At 56.5% G+C, this 13,408-nt stretch carries 15 protein-coding genes; 6 read left to right on the top strand and 9 right to left on the bottom strand.

Annotated elements, in window-relative coordinates; genetic code table 11:
- Positions 1-12: 12 nt before the first annotated feature.
- The 5 genes from EPYR_RS13750 to hpxU form a co-directional block, all read right to left on the bottom strand.
- A complete protein-coding gene (locus EPYR_RS13750; RefSeq protein ID WP_014539337.1) occupies positions 13-750 on the bottom strand; it encodes an amino acid ABC transporter ATP-binding protein in 738 nt (245 codons plus the stop codon).
- A complete protein-coding gene (locus tag EPYR_RS13755; RefSeq protein ID WP_012668992.1) occupies positions 731-1,387 on the bottom strand; it encodes an amino acid ABC transporter permease in 657 nt (218 codons plus the stop codon). The genes EPYR_RS13750 and EPYR_RS13755 overlap by 20 nt, the downstream gene beginning before the upstream one ends.
- Positions 1,387-2,052 (bottom strand): amino acid ABC transporter permease, encoded by a 666-nt coding sequence (locus EPYR_RS13760; protein ID WP_012668993.1) that lies wholly within the window; start codon positions 2,050-2,052, stop codon positions 1,387-1,389. Before EPYR_RS13760 ends, EPYR_RS13755 begins: the two co-directional genes overlap by 1 nt.
- Positions 2,053-2,062: 10 nt before the next feature.
- The gene (locus EPYR_RS13765) at positions 2,063-2,848 is read right to left on the bottom strand and encodes a transporter substrate-binding domain-containing protein (protein ID WP_012668994.1); all 786 of its coding nucleotides are present in this window, start codon (positions 2,846-2,848) and stop codon (positions 2,063-2,065) included.
- A gap of 261 nt (positions 2,849-3,109) precedes the next feature.
- Entirely contained in the window at positions 3,110-3,949 is an 840-nt protein-coding gene (hpxU, locus tag EPYR_RS13770) for a MurR/RpiR family transcriptional regulator HpxU (RefSeq protein WP_012668995.1), read from the bottom strand.
- A gap of 440 nt (positions 3,950-4,389) precedes the next feature.
- Here hpxU and EPYR_RS13775 point away from each other — a divergent pair, with 440 nt between their 5' ends.
- The 5 genes from EPYR_RS13775 (at position 4,390) to hpxZ (ending at position 9,335) form a co-directional block, all read left to right on the top strand.
- Positions 4,390-5,331 (top strand): hypothetical protein, encoded by a 942-nt coding sequence (locus tag EPYR_RS13775; RefSeq protein WP_012668996.1) that lies wholly within the window; start codon positions 4,390-4,392, stop codon positions 5,329-5,331.
- Between the two features lie 439 nt (positions 5,332-5,770).
- On the top strand, positions 5,771-7,357 hold the full coding sequence (locus EPYR_RS13780) for a gamma-glutamyltransferase family protein (protein ID WP_012668998.1): 1,587 nt from the start codon (positions 5,771-5,773) through the stop codon (positions 7,355-7,357).
- A 12-nt stretch (positions 7,358-7,369) separates the two neighbouring features.
- Positions 7,370-7,558 (top strand): oxalurate catabolism protein HpxX, encoded by a 189-nt coding sequence (hpxX, locus tag EPYR_RS13785; protein WP_012668999.1) that lies wholly within the window; start codon positions 7,370-7,372, stop codon positions 7,556-7,558.
- Complete coding sequence (locus EPYR_RS13790) at positions 7,555-8,955, top strand: AtzE family amidohydrolase (protein ID WP_012669000.1); 1,401 nt, start codon at positions 7,555-7,557, stop codon at positions 8,953-8,955. The genes hpxX and EPYR_RS13790 overlap by 4 nt, the downstream gene beginning before the upstream one ends.
- Complete coding sequence (gene hpxZ, locus EPYR_RS13795; RefSeq protein ID WP_012669001.1) at positions 8,952-9,335, top strand: oxalurate catabolism protein HpxZ; 384 nt, start codon at positions 8,952-8,954, stop codon at positions 9,333-9,335. Before EPYR_RS13790 ends, hpxZ begins: the two co-directional genes overlap by 4 nt.
- A 68-nt stretch (positions 9,336-9,403) precedes the next feature.
- Here hpxZ and EPYR_RS13800 read toward each other — a convergent pair whose 3' ends face one another.
- A complete protein-coding gene (locus EPYR_RS13800) occupies positions 9,404-10,423 on the bottom strand; it encodes a restriction endonuclease (RefSeq protein WP_014539340.1) in 1,020 nt (339 codons plus the stop codon).
- A gap of 169 nt (positions 10,424-10,592) precedes the next feature.
- On the opposite strand from EPYR_RS13800, the gene EPYR_RS13805 reads away from it, so the two are divergent.
- The gene (locus EPYR_RS13805) at positions 10,593-10,865 is read left to right on the top strand and encodes a type III restriction endonuclease StyLTI (RefSeq protein WP_012669003.1); all 273 of its coding nucleotides are present in this window, start codon (positions 10,593-10,595) and stop codon (positions 10,863-10,865) included.
- A 26-nt stretch (positions 10,866-10,891) separates the two neighbouring features.
- Here EPYR_RS13805 and puuE read toward each other — a convergent pair whose 3' ends face one another.
- From puuE to EPYR_RS13820, 3 genes are read right to left on the bottom strand one after another with little or no spacing between them, the layout of a single operon-like run.
- On the bottom strand, positions 10,892-11,848 hold the full coding sequence (gene puuE, locus EPYR_RS13810; RefSeq protein WP_012669004.1) for an allantoinase PuuE: 957 nt from the start codon (positions 11,846-11,848) through the stop codon (positions 10,892-10,894).
- A gap of 42 nt (positions 11,849-11,890) precedes the next feature.
- Positions 11,891-12,631, bottom strand: a complete 741-nt coding sequence (gene hpxA / locus EPYR_RS13815; protein ID WP_012669005.1) for an allantoin racemase — start codon at positions 12,629-12,631, stop codon at positions 11,891-11,893.
- Positions 12,631-13,347, bottom strand: coding sequence for a GntR family transcriptional regulator (locus tag EPYR_RS13820; protein WP_012669006.1), 717 nt, complete (start codon positions 13,345-13,347; stop codon positions 12,631-12,633). Before EPYR_RS13820 ends, hpxA begins: the two co-directional genes overlap by 1 nt.
- Between the last annotated feature and the right edge of the window lie 61 nt (positions 13,348-13,408).

The following is a 13,408-nucleotide window of genomic DNA, read 5'->3' on the forward strand; positions in this document are numbered from 1 at the left end:
GTCGCGGCGCGCTCAGTTCAGGCCGCGCACCGAGGAAATAAATTGTTTCAGTTCAGTGGTTTGTGGCGCGGCAAACACCGTCTGGCTGTCGCCCTGCTCCCATACGCGCCCCTGGTGCATAAACACCACGCGGTCGCCGACTTCGCGCGCGAAGTTCATTTCATGGGTCACGAGGATCAGCGTCATGCCTTCCCGGGCCAGCTGTTCCAGCACCTTCAGCACTTCACCGACCAGCTCCGGGTCAAGGGCAGAGGTGATTTCATCACACAGCAGCACCTTCGGTGACATCGCCAGCGCACGGGCAATCGCCACGCGCTGCTGCTGGCCACCCGACAGGCTGGCCGGATAGTAATCAATGCGGTCACCAAGACCGACCTTTTCCAGCATGGCGCAGGCCAGATCGCGGCACGCTTTCTCGCTCTTTTTCAGCACCCGGCGCGGCGCCAGCATGACGTTTTCCAGCGCGGTCATATGCGGGAACAGATTGAAGTTCTGGAACACCATTCCCACCGAGCGGCTGATTTCCCGCGCCTGGCTGTCACGCTCGGTAATGGTCATGCCGCCGAGTTTGATGCTGCCTTCCTGATAGCCTTCCAGCCCGTTGATACAGCGCAGCAGCGTACTTTTTCCCGAACCGCTGCGGCCGATGATTGAGATCACTTCACCCATGTCGATATCAAGATCCACGCCTTTCAGTACGTGGTTGTCGCCATAGTATTTCTGCACCTGATTAATGGTGATGAGCGGCATTGAATTTCTTCTCCAGATACTGGCTGTAGCGCGACAGCGGATAACACATCAGGAAGTAGCCGAGGGCGACTAACCCGAAAACCTTAAATGGCTGGTAAGTCACGTTGTTGAGGATGGTGCCCGCCTTGGTCAGTTCAATAAAACCGATAATCGAGGCCAGCGCCGTGCCTTTCACCACCTGTACGGCAAAGCCAACGGTGGGGGCGATGGCTACACGCAACGCCTGCGGCAGCACCACGCGAAACAGCGTCTGACCGCTGCTGAGACCGAGACAGCGACAGGCTTCCCACTGCCCTTTCGGTAACGCCTTAATGCTGCCGTACCAGATATCCACCAGAAAAGCGCTGGTGTAGCAGGTCAGCGCCAGCGCGGCGGCGGCCCAGGGCGAGAGATCGATGCCGAACAGCGCCACGCCAAAGAAAGCAAGAAACAGCTGCATCAGCAGCGGAGTCCCCTGGAACAGCTCGACGTAAGCGCGGATAATGCGGTTTGGCCACAGGCGACCTGCCAGGCGCAGTCTCACCAGCGGCAAGGCCACCAGCGTGCCGCCAAAGAACGCCGTCACGGAGAGTGCCATCGTCCAGCGTGCTGCCAGCAGCAGGTTGCGCAGAATGTCCCAGTCGGTAAAGGTGTTCATCAGGGCTGCTCTCCAAACCATTTACGGCCTGCCGCCAGCAGCAGCTGGCGCATGGCGATCGACAGCGCCAGATACATCAGCGTGGTCACCAGGTAGACTTCAAAACTCAAAAAGGTGCGCGACTGGATCAGGTTGGCGGCAAAGGTCAGCTCTTCATAAGAGACCTGCGACACCACCGAGGAGCCGAGCATCACGATAATGCACTGACTGACCAGCGCCGGGTAAATACGCTTCAGCGCCGGTGGCAGCACTACGCGCATAAAGGTTTGTCGGCGCGTCATTCCGAGTACCCTGCCGGCTTCCCACTGCCCTTTCGGCGTGACCTGAATTCCCGCCCGAATAATTTCGGTGCTGTAAGCGCCCAGGTTAATCAGCATCGCCAGCAGCGCCGCTTCCCCCGCCGTCAGCTTCAGCCCCAGATTGGGCAAACCAAAGACGATAAAGAACAGCTGCACGACAAACGGCGTGTTGCGGATCAGCTCGACATAGACGCCCCAGATGCGGCTGAGTAGCGAGGGTTTGCCGCTGCGCAACGCCGCGCCCACAATCCCCAGTACCACGCCGCCGGTCGTCGCCATCACCGTTAGCTGAATGGTAACCCACAGCCCGGAAACCAGTTCCGGCCAGTAAGGCCACAGCGCCGGAAAATTCAGTTGCCCTGTCATCCCTTCGCCCCTACGCGCCGAGATCGTTCGGCAGCGGTGCCTTCAACCACTGTTCGGCAAGGCGGTTCAGGGTTTTGTCTGTTAACGCCTGTGCAATCAGCGCGTCCACTTTGGCTTTCAGCGCCGGCTCGCCTTTCTTGATGCCGATAAAGCACGGTGAGTCTTTCAGCATAAACTGTGCCAGCGGCGCTTTATCGGCGTTCTGGCGCGCTATCGCCGCCACCACCAGGTTACCGGTGGCGACATACTGCACCTGGCCTGACAGGTAAGCGGAAAGCGTGGTGTTGTTATCTTCGTATCGTTTTACCTGCGCATCTTTCGGCACCACGCTGGTCAGCACCATATCTTCCACCGCGCCGCGCGTCACCCCGACAGATTTACCGCTAAGTTCGGCGGCGCTCTTCAACGTGCCCTGCTGCGGTCCAAACACGCCGAGGAAGAACGGCGCGTAGGCGCGGCTGAAATCAATCACCTTCTCGCGCTCCGGGTTCTTGCCGAGGCTGGAGATCACCAGATCGACCTTATCGGTTTGCAGGTAGGGCACGCGGTTGGCGCTGGTCACCGGCACCAGCTGCAATTTAAGTTTCATCTGACGAGCCAGGTACGTCGCCATATCGATGTCATAGCCCTGCGGCTGCAAATCGGTGCCGACAGAGCCAAACGGCGGGAAGTCCTGCGGCACGGCAACACGAAGCACGCCACGTTTTTCAATGTCCTGTAGCTGGTCAGCCCGTGCCACGCCGATCTGAGAGAACAGCAGCGCAGCGGCCAGTAACGCGAATAAGCTTTTTTTCATCTTCTCTTCCCCGGTTAATAAGCAATGAAACGAAAGATTCTTAAATAACTTAATTGCAACTAATGTGCTAGCACGTTCTGCGCAGCGTCATTTTCACCAATTTGCACATAACCAGTTGATTAAAATTATTTATTATGGATAAGCAGGGGGAGATAAAACCGATAATGCACAGTGACATCAGTGCTGACAACGGGAAAACAGCCTGATAAAGGGCAGATATTCACGCCCCAAAACCATGCAAAGCACCCGTTTGGTGCCCCATCAGCGTTGCTCCAGCTCGTCCAGCTGGCCGTAAAGATCGGCGATACGATGAATGCGCTGTCGTCCGTCGCTTAACAGGTGATGCAGTAAAGCATTGGCTAACAGGTTGATCAGGCTGTTAGCGGCGGCATAACTGTCAAAGGCGGATACGCTGTCGAGCGGCGCGCACAGCTGCCAGCGCGCCAGCGCAATCACCGCCCGCGCCTGCGGCTCGCACAGCGCCAGCACAGGAATGCCCTGCTGTTGCAGCTGTTGCAGCAGCGGGCGGATAATACGCGGTCGGCGGCGGAAGGCCATCACTACCACCATATCCTGCGGCGTCAGATCCACCAGCTCTTCAGATAGCGTCTGCCCCGGCTGTGGCAGCACCTGCACCTGCTGGCGCGCCTGTAACAGCTGCTGGCGCAGATGCAGTGCCACCGGATAGGCATTACGCATGCCGATGATAAATATGCGTTTACTTTCTGCCAGCGCCTGCACCACCCCGGCAAACTGAGCGCTGTCCAGGCCGTTAACCCACTGCGTGAGGTTAGCCATCTCCTGCTTATAGTGACGCGCCAGCAGGGTATTGCCCTGTACCGCATCACGGTTATCGGTCAGAGGCATGCCGCTCTGGCGTAGCGTGCGCAGCTCGTCGCGCATATCTTTATATTTTTCATAGCCTAAGCGTTTAAACAGGCGGCTGACCGTCGCTTTAGACACCCCGCTCAGGCGTGCCAGCTCGGCGCTGTTATAGCCGATCAAATCGTCAAAATGATCGAAAGCAAAATCGGCCACGCGCTGCTCCTGCGGCGAAAGCTGTGGGTAATGGCTGCGCAGACGTTCATCAAGCTGCTTCATCAGGTTGGTCCTGTAACGTTTGTTTCATCATAGCGATGATATACAAATTATGTGCCTGCCTGTAGCGGGGGAGCGGGAAACCGAGAATTTTATTTGCTAAAGATGTTTTTGGGGGGTGCCAGCTTTCGCCGAATATAGCGGATGCAGGCGTGCGCTAACGTCGCCAGATATCAGCGTAAATCACATTGATATGCTCCCAGCAAATGGCAACCGATGCGATAACAATTTTTCTTTGACGTTGATTTCCTGATTAAGGGCGACTGTTTATATATTTAGCACAATCTGTCCAAACACAGGGTATAAACTCATAAACGGGGCATTTCTGTCAAGCACCCTATGCGTAATGAGGTCATCCTCCTGAGCAAGGTTTTTTTACTGTTTTTTGGTAAAAAAAATCAAAAATTTGATTACAATTGTTTTTTTTAACCAGGAGCCGTTTAATGAATGTTAATTTTAATAGTTGGGAAATTTTTAAGGTTCACCTTACCAGCATCACAGGTGGTAATATTTCAACGAAGACATTCAATGGTCTTCTTGATAAACTTAAAAGTGTGGAGAACATACCCCCCCCCATTGAAAACGCTTTGTGTCAAAAAGTTAAAAAGCATGCTGACTTAGAAATACCCCTTTTAACGGCCTACAATAAAAGAGATGATAAAATAAACACAGCCGAGCTCGCAAAACAGCAGGAGATATTAAAAAACAGTAAAATGTCCCGTGAGGAATATGCAAAGAAAGCGTATTCCATTTCAAGAAAAGTGGTTGATGCAAGCGGCGGGTTTTTCAGATGTTTTGTAGCCGATGATTTAGAAAGCCACAACATGGACCATGAAAGCATTAATGAAACATTAACAGAATTAAAAGACACCTATGACAAAGTAAAAGAGCAAGAGGCAAGACTCAATGAATTAAAAGCAACAATCCAGGAAGAGACTCGTTCTTTTACCCCCAAAGATGAAAATAAGCGAACCGGTTATATACACAACCACCATGGCTATGCTCTGGAAGGGCATAATAATGAAATAGGAAAATATAAGACGAAAGCAGAAGCTATTAAGAGTAAACTTACAATACAAAGGGAAATATATACTAAAGCCGTTATCGACCAATCCAATATAAACCCGGACTTCATAAATCCTACAATGCAATCACATTTAACAGATTTAACAAACCTGATTGAGTATCATAAAGCATTACCTAAGATCCAAATGCGTGTGCAAAGCAAGATAGATGAACTCACAAAACGAATTGGGGAAAATAAAGCAAAAGACAATGAAATTATGGAAGCAAAAGATCAGGTGATTAAACACCCAGATGCCCCAACGCATAAAACAAAGTCAACCCTAACCGATAAGATAAAGAACACCCCCGCTGCAGGATAGGGACTTATCAGAACGGTTTCTCTTCCTGAACAGCCGTACCCGATCGTGCTGCACCCTGCCCGACGCTTGCTACAGTGCGGGCATTCACAACTCCAGGGCTGCATGGCGTTGGGCAAATATAACCCTGGGCGGGCTGCTGAAGCGATATCAGGCCGCCCTCTGTTTGACGACCGGTGCCTTTATCACCACATTAACTGCCACATTTATCGGATCCGTGTGGCGTCCTTACAAAAGCTTTGCTTATTCTCATCCGGGAGGCGGTTCATCACCGCCAAACCTCCCGTTATCCCTCCTCACCGTAGCGGTTTGTCATTCAACGCGTTTTTATCGGAACGGCTGCTGGCAGACAAAGTTATGCCTGTTATCGGCCCACCGTACGACAAACTGGAACAACTCTTGCTTGAATAAGCCAATCAGTTATCCGATTGACGAGAATGGCATGCATCAAAGCAATATGGCTCCGCTGGGGATGGCCGTCACGCCCCACCACCTTGCCAGCGAAACGGCGCTGGGGATTTTACGCGAAGGCGGCAATGCGATTGAAGCGATGGTCGCCGCGGCGGCCAGCATCGCCGTGGTCTATCCGCATATGAACGGGCTGGGCGGTGATGGCTTCTGGCTGATTTTGCCACCGGGCGCAGATCCGATAGCCATTGACGCCAGCGGGGCGGCGGGTTCTCTGGCCACCGCCGAATTCTATCGGGGCAGTAAAACCATTCCTCATCGCGGCCCACGGGCGGCACTGACCGTACCCGGCACGGTGAGCGGCTGGGCGCTGGCGCTGGAGATTTCCCGCGAACTGGGCGGCCAGCAGCGCCCGCTGGCGCGCCTGCTGGCCGATGCGATGCGCTATGCCGCCGACGGCATCCCGGTCACCGCATCCCAGTCCGCCGCCACCGCCAGCAAATATGCTGAGCTGTGCCAGCAGCCCGGTTTTGCTGCCACCTTCCTCCCGGATGGCTGCGTTCCATGCTCAGGCAGCCGCTTCAGCCAACCCGAACTGGCCAGTACATTGATCCATCTGGCGCAAGCCGGACTGGAGAGCTTCTATCGCGGCCCGCTGGCACACAGGCTGGCGGATGAAATATCCCGGCTGGGAATGCCGGTAACGCTGCAAGATCTCAACGCACAGCAAGCAAAACGCGTTAAGCCGCTGCACATTCGCCATCAGCACGGTGACATTTACAATATGCCCCCGCCGACCCAGGGGCTGGTCTCACTGGCTATCCTCGGCATTACCGATCGGCTGAACATGGCCGAAGCCGGCGAAGCGCAAACCATCCATCGTATCGTCGAGGCCACCAAGCTGGCCTTTGGCCTGCGCGACCGTTACATCACCGATCCGCGCCATATAAGCGAAGACATGCAGGCGTTGCTCGACAGCGATCGTTTAGCCCAGCTGGCGGCTCAGATTGACCCAAACCAGGCCGCCCCGTGGGGCAGCGGCAAGGGGCCGGGCGATACGGTCTGGATGGGGGTAATGGACAGCAGTGGCCTGGCGGTTTCCTTTATTCAGAGCATCTATCATGAGTTCGGCAGCGGCGTAGTGGTTCCCGGCACCGGTATCACCTGGCAAAATCGCGGCGCGGCGTTCAGCCTCGATCCCGCGAGTCTGCTGGCGCTGGCTCCGGGTAAACAACCTTTCCACACCCTCAATCCGGCGGCGGCGCGCCTTAACGATGGCCGGACGATGGTTTACGGTTCGATGGGCGGCGACGGCCAGCCGCAAACTCAGGCCGCGCTGTTTACCCGCCACGTTGTGCAGGGCATGCCGTTGCAGCAGGCGGTCAGCGCCCCGCGCTGGCTGCTGGGGCGTACCTGGGGACAGGCCTCGGACTCGCTGAAGCTGGAAGGCCGTTTTTCACCACAAACCGTCGCCGCTCTGCGTGCGCTGGGACATGAAACGGAGATGCTGCCCGACTTCAGCGAGGCGGTTGGCCATGCCGGTGCCATCGTGCGCCATAAAAACGGTATGCTGGAAGGGGCTTACGATCCGCGCAGCAACGGCAGCGCGGCCGGTTTTTAACGGGAGAGGATAATGAAGCAAACGAAGACCGACTGGGCTGCCTGGGTGGCACAGATGGAGCAGATACTGGCGCTGGAGCTGGATGACGCGCGCCGCGCCGAACTGCTTATTCAGTTTAGCCGTATTGCCGCGATGGCCGAACCACTGATGGCGTACCCGCTGGACGATCGGCTGGAAGTGGCAGGAGTGTATAAAGCATGAATCTGGCTTCATTCTCAATTAACGAACTGAAACGCGCACTGGCGGCTGGCGAACTGAGCGCACGCGAGGTCGCCAGCCAGACGCTGGCCGCCATCGACCAGGCTAACCCACAGCTTAACGCCTGGACCGGGATCACTGAAGATCGCATGCTGCGCGAGGCCGATCGCCTGGATGACCGTCAACGTCATGGCCCGTTACCGGCGCTGGCGGCGGTGCCTTACGCGGTGAAAAATCTGTTTGATGTCGCCGGGCATACCACGCTGGCCGGGGCCAGCCTGCTGAGCGATCGCCCGGTGGCAGCGCATGATGCCTGGGCGGTAAATAAGCTGGCCGCCAGCGGTGGCCTGCTGTCCGGCATGCTGAATATGGATGCCTACGCCTACGGTTTTACCACCGAAAACAGCCATTATGGCGCCACGCGCAACCCGCACGATATGGCACGTATTGCCGGGGGTTCATCCGGCGGTTCAGCCGCCGCCGTTGCCGCCGGGCTGGTGCATTTTTCCCTCGGTTCGGATACCAACGGGTCGATTCGCGTGCCGGCCTCGCTGTGCGGCATTTTCGGCCTGAAGCCGACCTTTGGCCGCCTGTCGCGCTCCGGCACGCATCCGTTTGTCGCCAGCCTTGACCATATCGGCCCGTTTGCCCGCCGCGTTAGCGATCTTGCTCAGGTCTATGATGTCCTGCAGGGGCGCGATGCCAGCGACAGCTTCCAGGCCGACAAGGCGGTGCAGCCGGTAACGCCGCTGCTGGATGCCGGGCTGGAAGGACTGCGCTGCGGCGTGCTCGGCGGCTGGTTTCAACAGTGGTGCGATGACGATGCCCGTGCGGCGGTGGCCAGCGCGGCACGGGCGCTGGACGCCTGCGAAGAGATCGTGCTGCCGCAGGCGGAGCTGGCACGATCCGCCGCGTTTATTATCACCGCCAGCGAAGGCGGTAACCACTATCTGCCCGAACTGCGCCACGCGGCGGAACGTTTTGAGCCGCTGTCGCGTGAGCGCCTGCTGGCCGGAGCGATGATCCCCGCCGTCTGGTACGTGCAGGCACAGCGCTTTCGCCGCCATTTCCAGCAGCAGGTGCTGCCGCTGTTTAAGGATGTGGATGTGCTGATTGCCCCGGCCACCCCCACCAGCGCCACGCTGATTGGCCAGGAAACCCTGCGCATTAACGGCTGCGACCTGCCGGTACGCGCCAGTATGGGGATGCTGACGCAGCCAATTTCCTTTCTTGGCCTGCCGGTCACTACCGTTCCTCTGCGCACCGCGGGGGGTATGCCCATTGGCTTACAGCTGATTGCCGCGCCGTTTAAAGAAGCAGCCTGCCTGCGGGTGGCACGCGTGCTGGAGCAGCTCGGTATTGCCCGCGCCGCGCCTGCAAACGGGGAGCATAAAAGATGAAAAACGAAGCCATCAACCAGCCAGCGACCGTGGCCGAAGTCACGGCGGCGTTTTCTCGCTATGAAAAGGCGCTGGTCAGTAACGATATTGCCGTGCTGGATGAGCTGTTCTGGCACGACGAGCGTACCGTGCGCCTCGGTGCCGGAGAAAACCTGTACGGTATTGAGGCGATACGCGCCTTTCGCGCCGCCCGCCCGTCAGCCGGGTTGGATCGCCAGCTACACAATACGGTGATAACCACCTTCGGCGATGATTTCGCCGTCTGTAGCACCGAGTTTACCCGCCCGGGCAGCGAGAAGATCGGCCGCCAGCAGCAGACCTGGGTCAAACTGCCCGCCGGCTGGCGCATTGTCGCGGCACAAGTGAGTTTAATGGGGTGAGGTGGTGGTTGGCCAAAATACCTATCGGTGCCCTTTAGCTAAAGGGCACCTTTTATGTGGCTAAAAATTTATGCGGGCAGATAGGTTCTTTTCAACGGGACCAGTAATTTGGTTTCGATATCAATCTGTTCGTAGTTTTCCAGCAGGGCACGCACCAGATCGTCCAGCGTCCACAGTGTTAGCGGGATGGTTGAACGATCGGCTTCATAACGGGCATCTTTGGTAAAACCGCCAGTACTGACATATAACCCACGATCGTCTTTATGGCGGCCGCCAATAAAGCTGCGGATCTGCTGACTACCTGTTTGATCACGGCGATGTTTGACTTCAACAATAATTCGGGGGTTTTCAAAACCGAATCCGTCCGGGGAAGCAATGATATCCTTGCCGCGATCGGCTCCGGCAGGAGAAACCTGGGTTTTGTAGCCCATGCTGCGTAACACGCCCGCGACCAGCTGCTGCATTTCATCCCAGTCCAGGCGATTAATACGATCCTTGATTCCTTCAAAAGCGACCATTTCCATATCGCGTAAAGGATCGGAAACAGCCTCTTCATCATCAGTCATTTCAGGGGGCGGTGGAATGATCACCGCCCCGGCTCGCTCGCCATATAACAGTTCATTGACGGCATATTCAGGCAGCTGAAAGACCGTTAGCGTGGAGCCAAGCGGATTTTTCGTCGCATCGCTCAAGTTGTCGCGCTTAATCTCTTCAGCGTTCCATTTCACCCGGCGGGCGATGCCCATCCCCTTTTCAAGCCATTCCGGGTGGTACTCAAAATCTGAAATGACTCTGCCTGATAAGTAGGTACGGTTGGCTGGCGAGTAGGTGATAACCCAGTCACCCTGCTTAATCTCATTAACAAAGCGCCAGATTTGTGACCTTCCGGAACGCGCCGTACCCAGTTTCACTTGCGGTTCATGCTCCAGATAAATGGCCAGCAGCTGGTCGCGGGACAGTCCGGGTTTGACATAAGGAGCAAGCTGTGACCAGCCAATAGCGACAACGTTTTCTTCACGAAAATTATCATAGAGCCTGCCTGCATCACCACGCACCATCCAAACTTTGCTTTCCATAGGGTTACGCATCCCGTTAATTATATTGCTGTATTCAGGTGATTTCCCGTTAGCCGCACTGCATCAATTCTTGTGTGTATTCAATGAACTCATCCCGGACGGTCAGCAGGCTGCGGCCTGAAAAAAAACCGCTTTTAAGGTATCATGTTAGCCAAGTTTAACCGAGGGACAAGATACCGCTATGCCATTTCTGGATTGGGTCAATAAAAATCAGGCTAAAGCTGTCAGTACAGCCGTGCCTTACCATCTGCTACAAAAAGAAGCCGAATTTGGTACGCCGTCAAAAGACAATATGATTATACAAGGGGATAACCTGCTGGCACTGCGCGCCCTAATGCCGCTGTATGCGGGCCGTGTTAAATGTATTTTTATCGATCCGCCTTACAATACCCAATCCGCTTTTGAGCACTATGATGGCAGTGCGCAGATTCATGAATCACGCAATGCCTGCTGACGATCCAGCAGGCATTTTACCGATCGTCACACTTCAGGCGGATGCGTTTTCATCCAGTGGTCGGCGATCTGCTGGCGGGTACAGATCCACACCCGATCGTGCTGCTGGATATGATCAAGGAAACGCTGCAGCGCACGGAAACGCCCGGGGCGGCCCAGCAGACGGCAGTGCATCCCTACCGACAGCATCTTCGGCGCGCTTTCCCCTTCCTCGTACAGCACATCAAAGCTGTCCTTCAGATAGGTATAAAACTGCTCGGCGGTGTTGAAACCTTGCGCGGTGGCAAAGCGCATGTCGTTGGTTTCCAGGGTGTAGGGAATAATCAGATGCGGTTTAACCGTGCCGTCCTGACAGGTGACCCGCGTCCAGAACGGCAGGTCGTCGCCGTAGTAGTCGCTGTCATAGCTTAAGCTGCCCTGCTCCACCACCAGCCTGCGGGTATTGGGGCTGTCGCGCCCGGTGTACCAGCCGGTCGGCGTTTTGCCTAACAGGTCGGTCAGGGTATCCAGCGCCAGCTGCATATGCTGACGCTCGGTTTTCGCATCCAGCCCCTGATAGTGGATCCAGCGCCAGCCGTGGCTGACCACATCGTAATCCGCTTCTTTGATCGCCGCGACAATCTCCGGGTGGCGCGCCAGCGCCATCGCCACGCCAAATACCGTTAGCGGCAGACCGCGCCGCTGAAATTCATGGTGGATGCGCCAGAAACCGGCACGCGAACCGTATTCATACAACGATTCCATTGACATATGGCGCTCGGGGTAGCTGGCGGCACCGATGATATCGGAGAGGAACTGCTCTGATCCGGTATCGCCGTGCAGCACGCTGTTCTCTGCGCCTTCTTCATAGTTCAGGACAAACTGTACCGCGATTTTTGCCTTAGCAGGCCAGGCGGCGTGCGGCGGTTCACCCGCGTAGCCGCGCAGATCGCGCGGGTAGTTTTTGTTGAAGCTGTACTCTTTTTTTTCCGGGGTATTGCTCATGATTTCAGTCCTTAGCGGCGGAAAACAGAGAGAGGCAGGCTTTCAGTTGAGGTGCTCAAACTGGCCCGACAGATTTTTTCTTAGCGGGTAGTCAAGATCGCCCTGCTTACTGGTGCCGAGGCCTAACGCCACCAGCGACTCCACCATCTTAACTGCAGCCGCTACGCCGTCAATCACCGGCATGTTCAGTTCACGCGTCAGCTCCCGCGCCAGGTCGGCCATGCCGCCGCAGCCAAGAACAATAGCACCGCTGCCATCTTCACGCTTTGCCTGCAGACAACGTTGACGCACTTTTTCCTGCGCCAGCCCGCTGCCATCCTCCAGCGCCAGCACCGGCAGATCGATGGCGTGCAGCGCCGCGCAGTGATGCTCAAATCCATACTGTTGCAGCAAATGACGCGCAATAATCAGCGTGCGCGGCAGCGTGGTGACGATAGTAAAACGCGTTGCTACCAGGGTTGCCATATGCATCGCGGCTTCGGCAATGCCCACCACCGGCCCTTGCGCCAGCTCGCGCGCCGCCAGCAGGCCCGGATCGCCGAAACAGGCGATAACATGCCCGCAAACCCCCTGCTCCCGCCCGGCTTTGACCTGTTCCAATACGCCGATCGCGGCTATCGCTTCATCAAAATGCCCTTCGATGGAGGGCGCGCCCTGGCTCGGGCATACCGCCAAAATCCCGGTATCTGCCGCTGCTACCGCCCGCGCCGCCGCGCCGATGGTTGCCGTCATCGCCTGGCTGGTGTTCGGGTTGATCACCTGAATGACCCGCTTGCTATTCATCATCGTACTCCTTTCGCCGCAAACAGCCGGGCAAAGTCCGGCAGCGTTTCGCCACTGCGTTCAAAGCGCAGACTGGTAATAATTTGATCGAAATGTTGCCGCCATGCGTTGGTGAGTTTAGCCAGGGATTTTTCCCGCAGCAGCCTAACCAGCTGATGGTGATCGTTGCAGCGGCAGCCCTGCTGCCACGGTGCACCGTAAGCGGCAACCACCAGCGAGGGTCGCCGGGCGAGGCGCGTGACGATGTCGGCCAATACCTGATTACCAGCAATCGCCTGTAGCTGAATATGAAAAGCGGCCGACAGACGAATAGCCGCTGCGCCATCATGGTTTTCATGCGCCTGCTGCTCCTGCTGATTGAGCTTTTCCAGCGAGGCCAGATGCGGGCTTTGACAGTGAGCCAGCACCTGCGGCAGATTCGCACACTCAATCAGGCTACGCGTGCGCAAAATATCCTGCCCCTCTTCAACCGTCGGCGTGGTGACCTGCGCACCGCGTTTGGGCGTCAGGGTGACCATCTGCACCGCCGCGAGGCGCTGTAGCACTTTTCGAATGCCGGTACGACTGACGCCAAACACCTCACTCAGCGCCTCCTCCGGGAGTTTGCTGCCCGGGGGGAGCTGGTGTTCCACGATTGCCGTCAACAGTGACTGATAGATAGGTTCATCCTTGTCACTCAGGTCCGAGGCCGTTTTCAGCCCGCTTTCACTTATCATTCCCTACCCCGCCCGACTGCATTCTCTGCCAGAATCGTACACATAATGAATCAATATTGTA

It is taken from the genome of Erwinia pyrifoliae DSM 12163 (assembly GCF_000026985.1).
Classification (GTDB): domain Bacteria; phylum Pseudomonadota; class Gammaproteobacteria; order Enterobacterales; family Enterobacteriaceae; genus Erwinia; species Erwinia pyrifoliae.